The 19,751-nt window shown below is 44.0% G+C and carries 16 protein-coding genes; 8 read left to right on the top strand and 8 right to left on the bottom strand.

Annotated elements, in window-relative coordinates; genetic code table 11:
* Positions 1-4: 4 nt before the first annotated feature.
* The 3 genes from CVU62_03390 to typA all read right to left on the bottom strand — a co-directional run bounded on the left by CVU62_03390 (position 5) and on the right by typA (position 4,646).
* Positions 5-1,591: a peptide chain release factor 3 gene (locus tag CVU62_03390; protein PKN39250.1), complete on the bottom strand. Its 1,587-nt coding sequence runs from the start codon at positions 1,589-1,591 to the stop codon at positions 5-7.
* Positions 1,592-1,669: 78 nt separating this feature from the next.
* Positions 1,670-2,638, bottom strand: a complete 969-nt coding sequence (locus CVU62_03385; protein ID PKN39249.1) for a hypothetical protein — start codon at positions 2,636-2,638, stop codon at positions 1,670-1,672.
* Positions 2,639-2,828: 190 nt separating this feature from the next.
* On the bottom strand, positions 2,829-4,646 hold the full coding sequence (gene typA / locus CVU62_03380; protein PKN39248.1) for a translational GTPase TypA: 1,818 nt from the start codon (positions 4,644-4,646) through the stop codon (positions 2,829-2,831).
* Positions 4,647-5,015: 369 nt separating this feature from the next.
* Between typA and CVU62_03375 the strand changes: the two genes are divergently transcribed.
* From CVU62_03375 to CVU62_03340, 8 genes are all read left to right on the top strand, one after another.
* Positions 5,016-5,921: an acyltransferase gene (locus CVU62_03375; GenBank protein ID PKN39247.1), complete on the top strand. Its 906-nt coding sequence runs from the start codon at positions 5,016-5,018 to the stop codon at positions 5,919-5,921.
* A 388-nt stretch (positions 5,922-6,309) separates the two neighbouring features.
* A complete protein-coding gene (locus tag CVU62_03370) occupies positions 6,310-6,957 on the top strand; it encodes a hypothetical protein (GenBank protein ID PKN39246.1) in 648 nt (215 codons plus the stop codon).
* Between the two features lie 82 nt (positions 6,958-7,039).
* A complete protein-coding gene (locus CVU62_03365) occupies positions 7,040-8,053 on the top strand; it encodes a hypothetical protein (GenBank protein ID PKN39245.1) in 1,014 nt (337 codons plus the stop codon).
* Between the two features lie 11 nt (positions 8,054-8,064).
* Positions 8,065-8,838: an ABC transporter ATP-binding protein gene (locus CVU62_03360; protein ID PKN39244.1), complete on the top strand. Its 774-nt coding sequence runs from the start codon at positions 8,065-8,067 to the stop codon at positions 8,836-8,838.
* A complete protein-coding gene (locus CVU62_03355; protein PKN39243.1) occupies positions 8,819-9,574 on the top strand; it encodes an ABC transporter ATP-binding protein in 756 nt (251 codons plus the stop codon). The genes CVU62_03360 and CVU62_03355 overlap by 20 nt, the downstream gene beginning before the upstream one ends.
* Complete coding sequence (locus tag CVU62_03350; protein ID PKN39242.1) at positions 9,550-10,704, top strand: hypothetical protein; 1,155 nt, start codon at positions 9,550-9,552, stop codon at positions 10,702-10,704. Before CVU62_03355 ends, CVU62_03350 begins: the two co-directional genes overlap by 25 nt.
* Positions 10,701-11,822: an ABC transporter permease gene (locus CVU62_03345; GenBank protein PKN39241.1), complete on the top strand. Its 1,122-nt coding sequence runs from the start codon at positions 10,701-10,703 to the stop codon at positions 11,820-11,822. The genes CVU62_03350 and CVU62_03345 overlap by 4 nt, the downstream gene beginning before the upstream one ends.
* Positions 11,823-12,006: 184 nt before the next feature.
* Complete coding sequence (locus CVU62_03340; protein ID PKN39240.1) at positions 12,007-12,999, top strand: hypothetical protein; 993 nt, start codon at positions 12,007-12,009, stop codon at positions 12,997-12,999.
* Between the two features lie 48 nt (positions 13,000-13,047).
* Here CVU62_03340 and CVU62_03335 read toward each other — a convergent pair whose 3' ends face one another.
* From CVU62_03335 to CVU62_03315, 5 genes are all read right to left on the bottom strand, one after another.
* On the bottom strand, positions 13,048-15,156 hold the full coding sequence (locus CVU62_03335) for a hypothetical protein (GenBank protein ID PKN39239.1): 2,109 nt from the start codon (positions 15,154-15,156) through the stop codon (positions 13,048-13,050).
* A gap of 28 nt (positions 15,157-15,184) precedes the next feature.
* A complete protein-coding gene (locus tag CVU62_03330; GenBank protein PKN39238.1) occupies positions 15,185-15,787 on the bottom strand; it encodes an OmpA family protein in 603 nt (200 codons plus the stop codon).
* 56 nt (positions 15,788-15,843) lie between these two features.
* Positions 15,844-16,311, bottom strand: a complete 468-nt coding sequence (locus CVU62_03325; GenBank protein ID PKN39237.1) for a hypothetical protein — start codon at positions 16,309-16,311, stop codon at positions 15,844-15,846.
* 241 nt (positions 16,312-16,552) lie between these two features.
* Complete coding sequence (locus tag CVU62_03320) at positions 16,553-17,485, bottom strand: cation transporter (GenBank protein PKN39236.1); 933 nt, start codon at positions 17,483-17,485, stop codon at positions 16,553-16,555.
* Positions 17,486-17,585: 100 nt separating this feature from the next.
* Positions 17,586-19,262, bottom strand: coding sequence for a hypothetical protein (locus CVU62_03315; GenBank protein ID PKN39235.1), 1,677 nt, complete (start codon positions 19,260-19,262; stop codon positions 17,586-17,588).
* Positions 19,263-19,751 lie beyond the last annotated feature (489 nt).

The following is a 19,751-nucleotide window of genomic DNA, read 5'->3' as shown; positions in this document are numbered from 1 at the left end:
GAGATCAGTTCTTTTCCATCGTCTTGAGGAATTTAACTTTCGGCCACTCTTCCATGGTGTGCGAAAGGCGCCATTCGCTTAGCGCCAGATAGACAAGATTTCCTTCAGTATCGAGCGCGAGGTTGGTTTGATTTTTCTTCTGAAAATCTTCCATTATTTTGGCGTCGTCGCAGGTAACCCAGCGGGCGGCGGCGTAATCAGTTTTTTCATAATCAGCATAAACGCTGTATTCATCCTGAAGGCGTGACATCGTCACGTCAAATTGCAGAGCGCCTACCGCGCCCAGAATATTGTCCGATCCCCACAGAGGTTTGAAAACCTGAATGGCGCCTTCTTCGGAGAGTTGAATCAATCCTTTCTGCAGATGCTTCATGCGCAGAGGGTCTTTCAGCCGAACACGGCAGAAATGCTCCGGCGCGAAATGCGGAATGCCGGTGAACTTGAGCGGTTCTTTCTGTGTGAAGGTGTCGCCGATTTTAATCGTACCGTGATTGTGGATGCCGATAATATCGCCGGGATATGCCTCTTCGACATTGGTGCGGTCCTGCGCCATAAAAATTGTGGCGTTGGCGAGAGATACTTCCTTGCCGATACGGTGATGAATGACTTTCATGCCGCGCTGGAATTGTCCCGAACAAATTCGCATGAAGGCTATACGGTCGCGATGCGCCGGATCCATATTGGCCTGAATTTTAAAAACGAAACCGGAGAAGTCATCTTCGTCAGGAGATACTTCTCTTGTTGTTGTCGGACGGGCGACCGGCGGCGGAGCGATTTCCACGAAGGCGTCCAGCAATTCCTTGACACCGAAGTTATTGATGGCACTGCCGAAGAAAACAGGTGTCTGGCCTGCTTTTAAATATTCTTTTAAATCAAATGGATTGGCCGCTCCTTCCAAAAGAGCGACTTCTTCGCGCAGTTCATAGGCCTGGCTCTCCAGTAATTCATCAAGCAGCGGATCGGATAAATCATTGATGACAACTCCGCCTTCCGAACGTTTGGATTTCCCCGGCGTGAACAGATGCAGTTTTTTATCGTACATATTGTAAACGCCTTTGAAACGCTTGCCCATTCCTATAGGCCAGGACAGCGGCGAGCATTCTATCTGCAGTTTGTCTTCGATATCCGCCAGAATGTCCAGTGGCGGCAGACAATCGCGATCAAGTTTGTTGATAAAAGTTATAATCGGAGTGTTACGCAAGCGGCAGACTTCCATAAGTTTCTGGGTTTGCGTTTCCACGCCTTTGGCGCCGTCAATCACCATGAGCGCGCTATCCACTGCTGTCAGCACGCGGTAAGTGTCTTCCGAAAAATCCTGATGGCCTGGCGTGTCCAGAAGATTTATTTCGCAGTCCGCGTATTCGAATTTCATGACCGACGAAGTCACGGAAATGCCGCGGTCTTTCTCAATAGCCATCCAGTCGCTCAAAGCGTGCTTGGAAGCTTTGCGTGCTTTGACCGCTCCGGCCATTTGAATGGCTCCGCCAAAAAGCAAAAGCTTTTCCGTGAGCGTGGTTTTGCCCGCGTCAGGATGGCTGATGATGCCGAATGTGCGGCGGCGGTCGATTTCTTTTTGCAGTTGCTTACTCAAATTTAAAAATTCCTAAATATTCTCATTTAATCAGGCGGCGTATATTAATCATTATTAAATATCTGTCAACAATTATCCTCAATCCTTGGTGTAAACCAAAACGTTGTTGGAGATGCTTTCGTTGATGGTGCCTTCGGTTTTCAGTTCCTTTAAATAAATGAGGGTTTCGTTCAAGGCTAAAAATTTATCGAAATCCGAAAGCGTGGCACTGATAATTTCATGGCAAATGTCGTAGGTGGTTTTGGGTTGTATGTTCACATGACCAAGAACAACATTTTTTCTTTTTCGGTGATGTTCTCGTAGGTCTGTCAATCTTTCGTTTATATCAACAAAAGAATTACCGTGTCCCGGATAAACAGTGGAGATGGGCAATTTTTCAATATCGCTAAGCGAATCCAGATAAGTCGCCAATGGACGAAAACTATCATCAAATATATCAGGGCTAAGAATCGGCGCTATAAAAGGTAAAACATGATCACCGGCCAGCAGGAAACCTTTTTCTCTGAAGAAAAAGCAAACATGTCCGGCGGCATGTCCTGGAGTAAAGAGAACTTCAAATTTCCAGTCGCCGAATTCGAGTGATTCCTTGTCCTGTAAATAACTATCGGTGTTAAATTCCGTGATTATGTTTCGTATATATTTATATTCTTCGATGACGAGATCAATCTGCTGGGGAGACATACCCCGTCGCGAATAAAAATTTCTTAATTGTTTTATTGCCGAATCCGGTTGCCGAAAATGCTGATATTCGTCAAAAGCGATCTTGGAAAGATAAATTTTCGCTCCTGTATTTTTTTGCAGAAGACCAGCTATACCGCAATGATCGGTATGTACATGAGTCAAGAAAACGTGTCTGATGTTATTGATGTCCAGGCCCGCATCGCTCAAATCTTTTTCGAGTGTTTCATAAGAACCGGACATATTTAATCCTGTGTCAAAAAGTGCCAGTTCCTTATCGTGTGCGAACAGATAAGCGTTCACATGTCTTAAGCGATACGGCATACGTAAAGATATGCGGTAAAAATTTTTCTCAATTTCACTAATCATATATTATCGACTTTGTAAAAAACCCATATACTGCGTTGCGCTGCGTCACGACGTCGTTGCGGCGTACGCATAAAGTACGCCTCACTCCTCATGACTTGCGCGCCTTGCCTCTGGCCTTTTTACAAAGCCTCTATTTATATATAACGACACAGCACGCAAAAAGCAGTCACGATAGGTTGCTGAATTAGATTTAATCTTCTTTGCGACTTTTCATTTGGCGCCTGGTAGCGTCCAACTCCATTTTTCTCAGGCGGATGTTTTTGGGAGTTACTTCCACAAGCTCATCTTCAGCTATAAATTCGATGGCCTGATCCAGCGAAAAAACACGCGGTGGTCTTAAAATTATTGTGGCGTCGGATGTGGATGCCCGCATGTTTGTCAGCTTCTTTTCTTTGACAATATTTACGTTGAGGTCACTGCTGCGGTTGCGTTCTCCAACAATCATTCCCGCGTAAACTTCCGTTCCGATTTCCACAATCATTTCGCCCCTGTCTTCCATGGCATAGCTGGCATAAGGTGTAACGCGGCCGGAACGGTCGGCAACCAGGACACCTGTCGTTCTTTGCGGGATAGGGCCGAACCACGGCGCGTAATCTTCGAGCAGTGAATTCATTACACCACCGCCTTTGGTGTCAGTCAAAAACTGACTGCGAAAACCGATTAATCCCCGGGAGGGAATTAAAAATTCCATGCTGACTCTGCCGGATCCTTTGTTGACTAAACTCTCCATGCGTCCTTTTCTGATGGATAACTTTTCGGTAATTTTCCCCACGAATTCCTCCGGGATATCCAGAAAGAGTCTTTCCACCGGTTCACAGGTTTTGCCGTTTTGCTGCCGGGTAATTACCTGGGGACGCGAAACCATCAGCTCGTAGCCTTCGCGGCGCATGGTTTCGATCAATACCGCCATTTGCAGTTCACCGCGTCCGCAAACTTCAAATGCGTCGGTTCTATCCAGCTTTTTGATTTTAATGGCGACATTTCTCAGCTCCTCTTTTTCCAGCCGTTCCAGCAGGTGGCGCGAGGTCAGATATTTCCCTTCTTTCCCGCCAAAAGGACTGTCATTGACGTAAAACATCATGGATACCGTTGGTTCGTCCACCTGCAAACGGGGAAGCGCCTGTGGTTCGATAAAAGATGAAATGGTGTCGCCGATGGTGACATTTTCAACTCCCGATAAAGCGATAATGTCGCCGGACTCAACGAACTGGGCAGGTTTTTTTGCCAGACCATAAAAAGTATAAAGGGCCGTTAGTTTGACGCCTGGAATTATTTTATCTTCGGTGCAAAGGCTGTAATTGGTATTCATTTCCAATTTGCCGCTTTGCAGACGGCCTATAGCAATTTGTCCCACATAAGGATCATAATCCAGATTGGTAACCAGAAACTGCGTAATGGCTTCATCGTTTCCCCGGGGAGAAGGTATATGTTCAATGATTGTTTGAAGCAGAGGTTGCAGGTCGGCGCTGTCATCACCTAATTTTTTATGACTGACTCCGATTTTGGCATTGGTATAGAGAATGGGAAATTCAATTTGATTTTCTTCCGCGCCTAAATCAATGAAGAGATCGTAAGTTTCATTGATAACTTCGTCAATGCGGGCGTCACTTCGATCAATTTTATTGATGACTAAAATTATCGGCAGACCCAGTGCCAGAGCTTTTTTTAAAACAAATCTGGTTTGCGGCAGAGGTCCTTCGCTGGCATCAACAAGCAATATCGCTCCATCAACCATATTGAGACTGCGTTCCACTTCGCCACCGAAATCGGCATGGCCGGGTGTATCGACAATGTTAATTTTTACGCCGTTATACTCCACCGCTGTATTTTTCGCCGTGATGGTTATGCCGCGTTCTTTTTCCAGATCCATCGAATCCATAACGCGGTCTTCGACAGCCTGATTTACCCGAAACACTCCAGTCTGCTTCAGCATGGCGTTAAGTAGAGTGGTTTTGCCGTGATCAACGTGGGAAATAATGGCAATATTGCGTAAATGATTTTTCTTCAATCTTTTAAATCCTTCCGGGCCATGATTTTTAACTGAATTAATTGATTTGTAACAGTTTTGAACACAACCAATTTTATTTAGGAATGGTTAAAATAGCCTTTACTTAATTAATTTATAACAAAAAACTTATGTTTAGACCAGTTATTTCTTTCAGAACATATTATACCGTCTGATCTTTAAGAATTTAAGAAACCAACATAAAGAGAGAATTTATGTTTATATTCAGGTAAATCAATAAAATTATTTACATTAAGCCATATTAATGTTTGCTCTAATTATCTTGACTTGTTTATGAATTTTCTTTATAGCCGAACGATATCAACTATGAAAGATCGATATAATATAAATTAGGAGCTTAGGAATATCATCATGCTGAATTTTCTGCCTTCAAAACTTGTGGGAGTGATAGCGGGTTTTCTTTTATTCGTAAATATTTTGTTTTGGGTAACTATCTTGTTCGTGTTTTCCATTCCAAAAATCCTTTTGCCCTGGCCCCCGCTTCTTCGGATAATAAACAGGATTCTTCATTGGATTGGAGAAAATTGGATTGCCGGCAACAGCGGCTGGATGTGGCTTACTCAAAAAACACAGTGGGACGTGCAGGGCGTAGATGGTTTGAATTATAACGGCTGGTATCTGGTTGTCAGTAATCATCAATCCTGGGTTGATATACTGGTAATGCAGCACCTGCTGAACCGACGCATTCCACTGCTTAAATTTTTTATTAAGAGAGAACTTATCAAGGTGCCTCTTATGGGTTTTGCCTGGTGGGCTCTGGATTATCCTTTCCTATATCGCCACAGCTCAGAGTATTTGAAACAACACCCCGAACAACAAGGCAAGGATTTTGAAGCAACGCGCAAAGCTTGTGAAAAATTTGCTACTATACCTACCAGCGTGATGAATTTTCTGGAAGGAACGCGCTTTACCAAAGAAAAACACGATAAACAGAAAAGCGAGTATAAATTCCTCCTTCGCCCCAAATCAGGCGGACTCGCACTGGCGTTAAACGTGCTGGGCGAGAAGTTTAATTCTATGTTGGATATTACCATAGTTTATCCGGATGGAATTCCGGGTTTCGGCGATTTTCTCTGCGGCAAAGTCAAGCGGATAACTGTGCGTATGAGAACAATAGAGATTCCTCAACATCTTTTACAGGGTGATTATGAAGGAGACCCGGCGTTTCGTGACACCATGCATAAATGGGTGCAAAAGTTGTGGCAGGAAAAAGATAAACAGATGCAAAAGCTGCTGAAAAAGGAAAAATCAAAGTAATACAAGAGACTTTGCCTGCCTAATAAATTTGCATTCCTCATAACCCGAAACTTCATTTGCCGTTTCTAAAGGAATATCTTTAGAAACGGCATAAATCATACTTAAAGCTCATAAATTGTTGTCTCGTCGTCCTGCCTTCATAAAGGGTAAATATAAAAAAATCTTGACATATAATTCATAATATTTAACTGTATGGTTAAACCGTACGGTTAAATGCCGGCTTCGTAAAAAACTCATAATGTCCCGATCAAATCGGGATTGCGCGTCATCCTTTCTCGGCCTTCGCCGGGGCAGGCTTATTGCGATGTATGTAAAAATACACCTCACGTCTCAGGGTTAGCGCGCCTTGCCTCTGAGGATTTTTACGAAGACGGAATGACAACGAGCATTGGTGAAACGTTTGATTAAAAAGGTAATTGACATAAAAAAAACGGGTAAAACTGCAGATAAGATTTTAAAAGCGGCACGGGCTGTGTTTGCAGAAAATGGTTATAACGGGGCGCATGTCGATGAAATTGCCAGGCGAGCCGGTGTGAATAAAGCGACGCTCTATTACCAGATTGGTGACAAAGATACTCTTTACGCCAATGTAATCCATCAGGTTCTGGGTAACACTGCCCAGAATATTGCTGCGTCCGTGGCCAAAGTTGATCATCCGGAAGAAAAACTTAAAACCTATATAATGTACATTGCTGATGCCATAGATAAAAACCCGGAATGGCCGCCGATTATGATGCGGGAAATAGCTGCGGACGGCGCTCATCTGCCTCGTGTTGTCACTGAAGATATAGTTGCGGTACTGACTATTCTTTTTGGTATTGTGGACGAAGGTCTAAAAAGAAAAATATTTATGGAAGTATCACCATTCCTCATCCATATGATGATCGTGGGGACAATTCTTTTTTATAAAAAGGCTCAGCCAATTAAAGAAAGACAGTCATGGTTGCCTGCCGAGATTAAAGCCCGTGATAAAAAATTAGAAGGTAGTTTAGGAGAGGAAGTGGCTAAGCTGGTGCTAAAGGCTATAAAGCGATGAACAACTGGTAATAGTTAATTCTACCTGCGTTTGTATGAGTGCTCAATGCTATAGATGAAAACATAAACGGGAGGTTTGAACGTTGAAAAAAAGAATAATAATTATTGTTTTTATAATTCTCTTTGTGACCGTTGGGCTGCTTGTTTATTTCGGCCAGAAAAATAATCGTGAAAAGGGACTTTATTATTCCGGTACAATAGAGACAACACAGGCGAATTTATCCTTCCAGGTTCCGGGTCGTGTTGTTAAAGTCAATGTTCAGGAAGGTCAGTCTGTTACAAAGGACCAGATTATTGCTGAACTTGATCGCGAGGAATTTGAATCACGTTATGAGCAGGCCAAAGCGAATCTGGACCGAGCTCAAAAAACAAAGAAACAACTGGAGACAATGCTGGAGATCAGCAGAAAAACTCTTCCATCCGAGGTTGCCAGAGCCAAGGCGAATGTGCAAAGCACCCGGGACACGCTCAGGGATGCGGAAAAAAATTACAAGCGTTTCGAAGATTTGTTCAGCAAGGGCGTGATTACAGAAAAAGAACGCGATGGTATGAAACTTACGTATGAAGTTGCCCAGTCGCGATTAGCTGAAAGTGAATCGGTCCTGAACCTTGCGCAGGGTAATTTGACCAAAATAGATGCCGTCAAACAAGATATCGAGGTCGCCACGGCGCAAATTAATTCGGTGAACGCATCATTAAGTCAAGCATCCATTCAGTTGGCTTACACACAATTAAAATCGCCCATGGATGGCGTAATAACCAGCCGCAATATTGAACCGGGCGAAACCGTAAATTCCGGCAGGGAAGTCATTACCATTTCCGATCTTTCCCGTGTTGATTTAAAAATATTTATAGATGAAACAGAAATAGGTAAAGTCAGACCTGGTCAGAAGGTAGATGTAAAAATAGATACTTTCCCCGGTAAAACTTACACCGGAACAGTTTCTTTTATTTCTCCGGAAGGAGAATTTACTCCCAAAATAATCCAGACGAAAAAAGAGCGCGTAAAGCTGGTTTATCTAGTCAAGGTGTCCATTGAGAATCCTAACTTTGAACTCAAAGCAGGAATGCCGGCTGATGCCTGGTTGCGGCAATAGAGGAGTTCCCGATGGCCGCTTCCCTGGAAAATTCCTCCCACATCGTGGAAGTCAAAAACATTACCAAACGCTTTGATGATATTGAAGCAGTTAAGGACGTTTCTTTTAATGTTGAAAGAGGCAATATTTTCGGTTTGGTTGGCTCCGATGGTGCGGGCAAATCAACTCTCCTGAGGCTGATTGCCACCATGATCGAACCAACGCAAGGCGAAATTATGGTAAACGGTCTCGATGTGGTAACCCAGAAACAAAGAATCAAAAACATTATCGGTTACATGCCTCAGCGTTTTGGTCTCTATCAGGACCTTACCGTCGATGAGAACATGCAATTTTTCATGGATGTTTTTGATGTGCCACGCAATCAGAGAAAAACCCGCCGAGAAAAATATTTGGGATTTTCCAACCTTCTTCCTTTTACAAACAGGCTGGCCGGCAATCTCTCCGGAGGAATGAAACAGAAACTGGGACTTGCCTGCGTACTGGTGCATGAACCGCAACTGTTGATACTGGACGAGCCGACCAATGGTGTCGATCCGGTATCACGTCATGAATTCTGGGAAATATTGGGCGGTATGAAAGAAGAAGGCATGACCATTCTTGTCTCCACGGCCTACCTCGATGAAGGAGAAAAATGCGACCGGCTGATGCTGATGCACAGTTCTGTTATTCTGGCGTCGGAGACACCGGCAAAAATGCGCGGACAATATGCCGATCTGGAACAATCAATAATTGCACGCATCATCGAAGTGGATAAGGATATTGCCAATGACTCATTCCGGCTCTGATTCCATAACTGTCAATAATCTGGAGAAAAAATTCGGCCAGTTTGTTGCCGTCAACAGAATCACTTTTTCAGTAAAAAAAGGAGAGATATTTGGATTTCTGGGTGCGAATGGCTCCGGCAAATCCACAACAATCCGTATGCTTTGCGGCATAATTACACCCACATCCGGCGGCGGAATAGTAGCCGGGCACGACATAATAAAAGAAGCGGAAGAAATCAAACAGTCAATCGGTTACATGTCGCAGAAATTCTCACTTTATGAAGATTTGACTCCCTTTGAGAATCTGCGATTTTACCTGGGGATATACAATGTTCCCCGGAAGCAGTGGACGGAGCGCATCGACTGGGTTTTGAATATGGCGCAACTGCAGGACGTGCGCAACCGCAAAACCAAAGATTTGCCTCAGGGCTGGCGTCAACGACTGGCTTTGGGATGTTCGCTCCTGCATAAACCGGACATTTTGTTTCTGGATGAACCTACGTCGGGAGTTGATCCTGTCACCAGAGGTCATTTCTGGAATTTCATCAAGCAGCTTGCCGCAGCTGGAATGACCGTTTTTGTTACCACACACTACATGGATGAAGCGCGTTTCTGTGAAAGAATCGTGATGATTAACGAAGGCCGTATTGTGGCTTCTGGAACTCCGGCGGAGATTATCAACAACGCCTGTCCGGATAAGCCGGATGCCGATCTGAATGACGCTTTCATAAAATTGATGACGAGGGACAGCAATTGAGATTCATCAGACTCAAAGCTATTGTCCGCAAGGAATTCTATCACCTGATTCGCGATTACCGCAGTCTGTATCTGGCATTTGCTATTCCGCTGATACTGATTATTTTGTTTGGTTATGCACTGAGCCTTGATGTAGACAATGTGGGAACGGTATTCGTCGATCATGACAGGACCGAACTCAGCCGTGATTTTATTCGCAAGCTGGATGCGTCAACCTATTTTAATGTCACGGAAAACCTTCCCCGGACAAGAGATGCCGTTGATTATCTCGATCATGATAAGGCAAAAGTGGTAATAGTTATTCCAGCCGATTTTATGAAGAGCATCACGGCTGACCGGGAAATTCAACTACAGGTTATTATTGATGCCAGCGATCCCACTTCGGGAAACATAATCCGCGGTTATATTACCTCCTTCATCAAACAGTACAATCAGCAAATCCTGGTAGATTTTCTCAACAGGGAGGGGCGCGACAAATTAAATCAACCCGTCGACGGACGCATACGTATCTGGTTTAATGAAGATCTGGAGAGCCGCAATTTTATTATTCCGGGGATCATCGCCGTCATTATTATGATTGTTGGCGCTATTCTTACTTCGCTGGTTATCGCCCGTGAATACGAAAATGGCACGATGGAAACCATCAAGTCCATGCCGGTTAGGGCTGCCGAATTGCTTTTGGGTAAAGCTATTCCCTATTTTTTTATCGGGCTGGCGGATGTTTTAATAGCAATTTTGCTGGGACAATTGCTTTTCGGCATAGTGATGAAAGGAAATTTCTGGTTGATGATAATTTCCGCTTCGCTTTACCTGGGAGTTGCCTTATCGCTGGGCTTGCTGATTTCCATCCTTACCAAATCGCAATTGATGGCCAATCAGATTGCTATTCTGACGACTTATCTACCGTCGCTGCTTCTTTCCAATTTTGTTTTTCCGATAATAAACATGCCAACAGTTATTCAATATATAACGCTGATAGTTCCGGCAAGATATTTCATTGATATTTTATCGGGTATCTATCTGCGCAATCTCGGCCTTGCTTATCTATGGCCGAGCATGCTGGTTCTGCTGGTTATGTTTGTCATGCTAAGTATTTTTAATTTCCGTTTGTTGAAGAAGGAAGGTCTATGAGCTGGCTTCGAATCAAAGAACTGGTACGCAAGGAATTCATTCAGCTTCTCAGCGACAGGCGGAATCGCGCTTTGATGTTTATTTTTCCCTTTATTCAAATGCTGATTTTCGGTTATGTTGTCAATTACGATATCAGCAATATTCAGATGGCTGTCCTGGATTATTCGAAAACACATGAAAGTCGCAGGCTTCTTGATAACTTTACCGGAAGCAATATTTTCCATATCACATATAACACAACTGATGAACGTCAGATGACGGAACTACTGCTTAGGGGAAAGGTAGATATGGGTATAAAAATAGATGAAGATTTTGCCTCCATTATCAGAAAGGGACAAACAGCCCCTGTTCAGATCCTTGTTGACGGTTCGATGAGCAACATGGCTTCCATGAGAGTGGCATACACAGCGTCAATTTTGGATAGATTTAACCGCGAAACTTTGCGTGAACTTTATCCGATGAACATGAGTTACGGTAAGGTGGATGCGCGCATCAGAACATGGTACAATCCCAACCTCAATAGCCGATACTTCTTTGTTCCAGGGATTGTCGCTTTTCTGGTTATGCTTACCTCTTTTATCCTGACATCCATCGCCATAATCAGGGAAAAAGAGGACGGTACAATGGAGCAACTTATTGTCACGCCTTTAAAATCGTATGAATTTATCATCGGTAAAACAATTCCTTACATTCTTTTATCTCTTTTTCAACTTTTTGCCGTTACCGCGGTTGCCGTTTACTGGTTTGAAATACCTTTTAAAGGAAGCCTCCTGTTGCTTTTTATCGCCACCTGCCTCTTTATGCTAAGCACTATGGGTATCGGACTTTTTATATCAACCATAGCGGCAACCAAACAGCAGGCCATGATGACGGCCTTCTTTTTCGTTTTGCCGTTTTTCATGCTCAGCGGTTTTATATTCCCCATCGCCAACATGCCCGAAATTGTGCAATGGCTTACGTATTTTAATCCGCTGAGATTTTTTCTGGTAATCATTAGGGATATTTTCCTTAAAGGAGTTGGATTTGATGTGCTCTGGCCGCAATACCTTGCGCTGACCATACTGGGGACAATCGTTTTTACCGGCGCCATCAGTCGCTCTAAAAAACGGCTGGATTAGTGGCATTTTTTCATATAATATTACCCCGGCAATGAAACAAATAAACAATGTCATTCCGAATCCCGATTTATCGGGATGAGGAATCTTAAAATCAAGATTTCTCGCGGAGTATGATCCAGCGCATGCGGGACTTCGAAATGACACAGAGAGTTAGAATTGGAATAACATTTCAGGAAGCTTATTTATGCTTAAAGTCATAGCGGATCAACCGGCCATAAAAAAATACGCCGGACAATTCAATAAAAAGTTTAAGCCCTTTATTGATGAAGAGATAAAAGTAAAATTAGGCCATCAGGGGGCAGGTTTTTCTGCGAAAGTTCTCTGGTCAAAAGAATTGGACATCTGGAAATTTTCTAAAACTATAAAGGAAGTGCGTTACTGGAACGCGTTTGGCATAGGGAAGCCGGGAACGTCCAACGTTTTGTCTATTGCCTCTGAAATCAATTTCCCCTGGGCTCAAATAGATCGAAAAACCGGTGGTGCATTTGCTCATGATTCGTGGGGTAATGTTTTTGTGGTTCATCGGGGTAAAATCGGTGGTGGAAGAAAAGGAGTCGGGAAATCTCTTTTTGAACAAAATTATCGAGGCGTCTGGTCATTTATGGAAGATGGGGATTCCATAAGCCAGGTGGCGGTGATAGGCAATCTTGCCTCCAGCCGTTTTGCTCTGCAGGCGGCACAGTTTGTGAAAAAAATAGAAATAATGAAATTATCAGCCGCTGAGTCAACGCAGACGGAAATGGATTTTTCAGAAATAACTTTCCGGGAAGACTTAATCGGAAGCGAAGTACCCCTGCCTGAAGATGAAATAATCTCTGCGTGTGATCATGACCTGATTGTCAGCGAACTAGCCACGCTGCTTCTGCAGCAGAGAATAAAAATAGGCAACGATACGGAAAGCGAACTTTTTGCGGTTGATACGGCTGAAAACAGAATTTCTCATATTTTTGAAATTGTAACCGATACAAAAGAAAAAAGCGTGCTGGCGGCCACCGGCAAATTAATTTTGCAGACATCAGCGGCCGCTGTAAATCCTTTGCCTATTCTAATTCTGCCGGAAGATAAAAAAAATCATTACGAACCGGAATTAAGAAGAATAAATATATTCGTTATCGGTTTTCACTGGCAGGAAGAGAAAGCTGTTTTTTCAGGTCTGGAGAAAATTCGATTTGAGTGAAATTTCCGCCAATAGGCACGGAAGGTTTCATATAAATATAATTTAATTCTATTCCCGTGCGGAAAATATTTGTGAATCATGCGTTAAATCTTCTAAGGGGATATTCTTATCCAGGACTTCCCTTTTCTCTTCGAAATCGGCAAATTCACGGGCGATATTTCTGAACTGTTCATGAATTTCAAGAAACGCATCCACCATGTCAGGGTCAAAGTGAGTCCCTCTACCTTTTTTGATAATGTCCACGGCTGCGTCATGCGGAGAGGCTGCCTTGTAGACCCTTTTGCTGATCAAGGCGTCATAGACATCGGCTAGTGCCATCAGTCTGCCGCTGATGGGGATTGCATCCCCTTTGAGGCCCTGCGGGAATCCGGAGCCGTCCCATTTCTCCTGATGGGAGAGGGCCATTTCCGCGGCAATGGTCAGAAATGAATTTTTGCCAAGTCTGCGAACGGAGGTCTCGATCACGTCATGGCCGATTGTCGTGTGGGTCTTCATGACTTCGAACTCTTCCCTGGTCAACTCGCCCGGCTTAAGCAGGATATTATCGGGAATGCCGACTTTGCCGATATCGTGCAGCGGAGCGGATTTATAAAGCATATCAATGTTTTCATCACTGAGGAAATGTTTGTATTTTTCGTGATGCTTGATGTGTTCGGCCAACAGTCTGACATACATCCTGGTGCGCTTTATATGGCCACCGGTTTCCTGATCCCGATACTCGGCCAGATTGGCCATGCTCTCGATGGTTATGTCCTGAGTGAGGATAAGTTCACGCATACCGGAGAGCATTTGCTTTTCTTTCAAACGGTATTTTAGGACGGTCAGAAATATGTAATTGCAAACAACAGCTGCAATCGGAAATGCCGTCCCGACAAACAATCCCATGCGAAAAAAAGCCTCTTGCGTTGTCAGCCATAACCCGACAATGAAGAGCAACATAACAATGAAACCGGAGGCGGCACTTCTAAAGGTAATAAGCAAGCTCAATGACACACCAAAACCGAGAATAAGGAGCAGGACCAGGCCGTTGGACCAACTTGGACTGGTGATGAAATCACCAGTCAGCAGATTATCAACAACAGTGGCATGCACCTCTACGCCCGGAAATATTGGATCAAAAGGCGTGGTTAGAAAGTCACTCAATCCTGCCGATGAGGTACCGACAAAAGCTATTCGTCCCTGCAAACGTTCTGAGGAAACGTTGCCATTCATGATATCTGTTGCCGATATATAGTCATAGCTTTTCTTAGCGCCCCGGAACTTGATTAACAACTGACCGTGCAGGTCAACAGGAACTGAGGCTCCCTTGTAACGGATTGATTGCAGGGAGGGCCCGTTTTTTTGCAAAATAATATTGTTGGTTTTCTTAAGTTTCAATACAGTGGCAAGGCCCAAGCTGGGGTAAACTTCTCCCTTGTATTGAATGAGCATTGGCATGCGCCTAAGCATACCATCTTTGTCGGGACTAAAATTAAGAAAGCCTGATGCGCCGGCCTTTTCGGAGAGCATGTTTAGATTGCACAGAACACCAGTGCTTTCCGGAAGCCTTGTTTTTTCTTCCAATTCTGCCATATTCTGAATAAATGAAACCTTAACAGGATGCAAAAGGCATTGTGCCGAATTTTTTTCAAGCCTGTTGAATTGGAATTTATTGCCCAGGACAAAGGGCCCCTTGGCCAGTGTTTCAGCAAGGATCCGATCATTATCGCTCAGCTCATGGGGAAGTAAGTCGATATCTATATTAATTTTATAAGCATTTCTGAGGTCTTTGATTAGTTGTCCCGCAGATGTCCGGTCATGTTCGGCAAAAAACATGTCGATACCTATGACATCCGGATTCATAGCGGCGATTTTGTTGAATAACTCGGCGACCCGGTAGCGAGGCCAAGGCCACTGCCCATATTGATTCAGGCTTTTTTCATCAAGGTCAACAATTACCAGCCTGCTGCTGGCATGATTGTTCGGGAAATTTCTCAGAAGCAGGTCATAGTTTATAAAATCAAGTCGTTGTAGCAGTGTTGGCTTAAGTGCAAAGAGAACCACAAAAAATAGAGTGGACAGAACCCCCCAGAAAAAAATACGGCGGTTTCCCGACTTGCCGGTTACGATTAAATTGTCGGAGTCGCGAATTGGAAGTTTGCTCGATTCTTTTTTCATGAATAATCTTGCCGTGCCGAAGGTTGAGTTACTTTATCACGACCTCTACCCTACGGTTTCTTGGTTCTGCAACTTCATCAGCGGTTTTAATGAGAGGATTTCCTTCCCCATGTGAGGTTACGGTGATATTGGCGGGGATTGCGCCGTTGGCCACCAGTATTTCAGATGTTACCTGTGCCCGTTCAAGGGCCAGCTTGTAGTTATATTCCTTTGCACCAACCGTGTCGGTATGCCCCGAAATGACGATATCGGTGGAACCCCTCTTCTGGATGGTCTGAAAAATTTGCGGGAGAACGGCTTTGGATTCGTCGGTTAGTTCATTTGAATCCTGCAGGAAATAGAGGATGAATGTTGCCGGCGGCAAAGGTTGTGCGGCCAACGCATCGGAAAAAGTGGCGCGGATTTCTTCGGCGCTGAGCGTTGTTACTTTACCAGGCGCTGTCTTTTTGTCCGTCAGCTGCACCGATTGATTATTCTCGTTCAAGACTTGTTGTCCACCATCGTTCGCCACTAACAGTTGCCCGACATTACCGTCAGGATCCGGGATTAGTACGACCATGCTCCTTGCTCCGCAGCCCGCTAAAACCAAAACAAGACCTAAGCTGACAAGCGTGTTGATTATTGTTTTCATGTCCGCCTCCTTCGTCAGGATTGTCTGACAAATTATCAATTAGTGAAAAAGCCTTATTACAGGCAGCAAGGGCATGGATTGTCTTCTTTTACCTTGACAAGAAATTGAGTTCCACGAATGCTGATTGTCGCATCAGGTGTCTGAAACTTCACCGATTCCGGAGACTGTCGTCCTATAATTCCTGATAGGTAAGAAGCAGTGCCTCTTACCATACGGGTGATCATGGACAATATGCCTTTTTCGGGGGCGAAAACATACTCATCAATTACTATTTCGCTTTTCGGTCCCAGGGACAAAATCGTGTTATCCTCGAAAATAATACCCACCGAGCTGTTTGCCCCGGTCCGGATGATGTCCTTTTGGTAAAGTCTGTCACCAATATTAATGGGGATTTCTTTGCCGCCGCGGATAACAACAACGTCACCCTTGCCTGTTTTTGTTTTTCCTATTGGCGACTCTTCACCCATTGCGAAACATGGCAGCAGAATCGCGATCATGAGACAGAGGATAATTAGTCTTTTCATAGATAGCCTCCCTTCTTAAAGTTGTGGAGTGTCCGCATCCCGCATGGACAATTAATATACAATTTCACTTTTTCCGATAACTTGAAAGTCAGGCGTAGATTATGTGTAATTATAGCATATTCTATTTATAGAAATACAATAATTAGTCATTCTTTTTTTACAGTGAAGCATCTTTCCCACGATGGCGCAGACGGTGCCGTTTTTTTATTTGTATATTTAATTCTTAAATGGGGCAATTGTTTTAATCGTGAACATGATGTTTTACCGTGCTGCACAGAAGTTCTGCTTCGTCGCAGGAATTAGACTCGAACTGTAAAATCGGATGATCAATTCTGAACTTTTCGTAAAGCATATGCCTTATTTTTTCAGCCAGGTCATCGACTGTGCTGAGCATTTGATCCGGCACGGTAATGTGCACGGCCAAGGCGATATTTTCAGCCGACGGATTCCAGACGTGCAGGTCGTGAATTTCTTTGATTCCATCAATTGATTCCAGAGATTTTTGAATATCTGACAGGTTTATTCCCTCCGGAGTTGCGTTCATTAGAATGAGAATGCTGTCTTTTATCAGACCCCAACCGCTGAATAATATCATAGCTACGATCAGCCAGGAAAAAACCGGATCAAGCCAAAACCATGGTTTGTAAAGCCAGACAAATCCCAATATTGCAACTACGAGAGAAGTAGCGGCATCGCTGAGCATGTGCAGAAAGGCGCTTTTCATGTTCAAATTTACTTTTGATCCCGCGCGCAGCATTAAAGCGGAAATGAAATTTCCAGCGAACCCCAGAAGAGCAATCCAGATAACAAGTTGTCCCGCTATCGGCTGGGGATTCCGGAATCTTTGCCAGGCCTCTATGGCAATATAAATGCCTGCGCCATACAACAGAGCTACGCTAATTAACGTAGCGAATATTTCCACACGCTTGAAACCGAAAGTATGTTTATGAGTTGGTCCGCGTTTGCCCAGCAGCAGGGCCGCGTAGTTTATAACCAGAGAAACAAAGTCGCTTAAATTATGCAAAGCGTCACTGATCAGCGCCATGCTTCCGGAAATAATGCCGCCGTAAATCTGCACCGCTGGAATAATCAGATTCATAATCATGGAAACGGCTAAGCGTTTACCCCATGATGCTTTTTCGTGGTTGTGATGTTGATGCTGATGAGTTGACAAGATTCCTCCACCATTTTAGTTGGGTGCGGAAATAAATTTATTTCTTTCTCGAAAGCGAAACCGGCTGATTCGTCAAAAGTTCTGTTACATGCCGTAGAACTCAAGGTTGGCGAACAACCCGGAAGCCAGCAATGCTGTATCCGACAGACGGGCCACCGAAGTTACGATAGGCAATCGATGCAAAAGGGCTGGCCCCAAATAGAAAAGTGCCGCCGTGTGCGACTCGGGTAGTGCCGGAAACTGCTCCCCTGTAGTCCGTCAATACTCCCGATGGATAAGTATTTGTCCACCAATCCCAGCACCATTCAAACACATTTCCACTCATATCGTATAAGCCAAGTTCGTTGGGCAGCTTGGTTCCTGTGGGGTGGGTTGTTCCGCTGCTGTTTTCACTTGTCCAGGCATAATTTCCAATGGCATTGCTTCCTGTGCTTCCGGCAAAGGTCTTGGCATAGCCCGTTGTATTTGGGTTTCCAGGGTTAACTGTATCTGCTCCCATAGCCGCCCACATCCATTCCATTTCCGTTGGCAGGCGGTAGCCATCAGCTAACCAGTTTGCAGTAACCGCGTCCCAATCGGCATTGGTAGCGGTCGGTACGACTCCTCCGTTGGCGGCGATCCACACGGTAGGATCCGTACTGCCTTTGATGGAGTACACGGGAGTTCGACCTTCCAACGCACTGAGTTTGTTGCAGAATACCAGGGCATGATACCATTTAACCATTTGTACAGGGTCGTTGGTATCATTTGTATAGCGTGTGTCACTGGGATCGGGCAGTGCAGTTACCGTGGTAAACAGGCTCCTGGTAATCTCCTTGTCACTCATCTGGAAAGCTGAGACGGTACTATCATTGCCAGACACACCATCTCGACTGAAGATTCCGGAGGGAACCGGGATCATTCCTGAGATAGGAGTCCATATTGTTACAGTTACTATATAATCCTGGGTTGAAGAATCTCCGGCTGTTACAGTATAAGTCGCGGGATCGGTAAAGTCGTGTGCCACTCCCGAAGCGGGATTGACACTGACGCCTGTATGCGTAATTGTTGGAGTTAGAGTTTTTACGTCCGTTCCAGCTGGCACTGTTACAGCAATTGTATGTGATAATTCTGTAATAATACCTGTTGCCGAAGGGTTAGTGAAATTAAAGGCTGTAATGGCTTTAGCTGTAATCGACTGAGTGACTGTCACCGTGTATGCCTGCGTGGAGGAATTTGCGGCTGTAACGGTATAAGTTGCAGGATTGGTAAAGTCGTGCGCCACTCCCGAAGCGGGACTGACGCTGACGCCTGTATGAATAATTGTTGGAGTTAGAGATTTTACATCCGTTCCATACGGTACGGTGATTGTTATTGTATGATCTGCTTCCGTAATGACTCCAGTTGCCGTTACCGGGCTTATAAAATTAAAGGCTGTAATGGCTTTAGCAGGGTTTATTGCGGGCGTCACTGTAACTTGGTAGGTTTGGGTTGAACCATCCGCGGCTGTCACGGTGTAAGTTACAGGGTTCGTAAAGTTTTGTGTCTCTCCCGAAGCCGGACTGATGCTTGTGCCCGTATGAGTAATCGTCGGAATCAGAGATGTTACGTCCGTTCCATACGGCACGGTTATGGCTATAGTGTGCGTTGTCTCTGTGATGATTCCGGTTGCATCCTGACTTATAAACTTAAATTCAGTGATGGCTTTGGCGTTGTTTGGAGGACTATCTATCTTCGAACACCCAAACATGATTATTCCTATCGTTACAATGAGAAATCCTGAAATAACTCGTTTCATTTGGTTACTCCGCTGATTAATTTTTAATAGTATTTAAGACATATGGTCTGATACAAGTCATAATATATTATATGTGAAATTCCATACGGCAATTTGTGGAAATATTTTTTTCGATCTGTGAAAAAATAATTTGTAGTAATAATATAAAACTTCGTCAACATAAATTCAATTAATTATTTCTATTGACAAAATTTACCTAAAAAATTATTATGTAAAAAAAGATGGTTGGCGCTATGAACATGATCAAAATTCAAGAAATAATAATTAGCAACATTATAATTAGCTTCTTTACAGGAGGCCGGGTCGCGGAATAGTATCAACTCTAAATAAACAAAAATTTAATCCGCTGCCAGGCAAGCCCGGCAGCGGATTTTTTATGAGATCCCAATTTCAGAAGCGTAGAGCACTGAAATTGGCTAATCATAATGAGACAAGCTTAAAACGAACTTAGTGAAGTTTTAAGCGTTAGTCGAATTATCCAAATAGTCA

The organism is Deltaproteobacteria bacterium HGW-Deltaproteobacteria-2, assembly GCA_002840505.1.
Classification (GTDB): Bacteria; Desulfobacterota; Syntrophia; order Syntrophales; family Smithellaceae; genus Smithella.
This window is presented reverse-complemented; position numbering and strand designations above follow the sequence as displayed.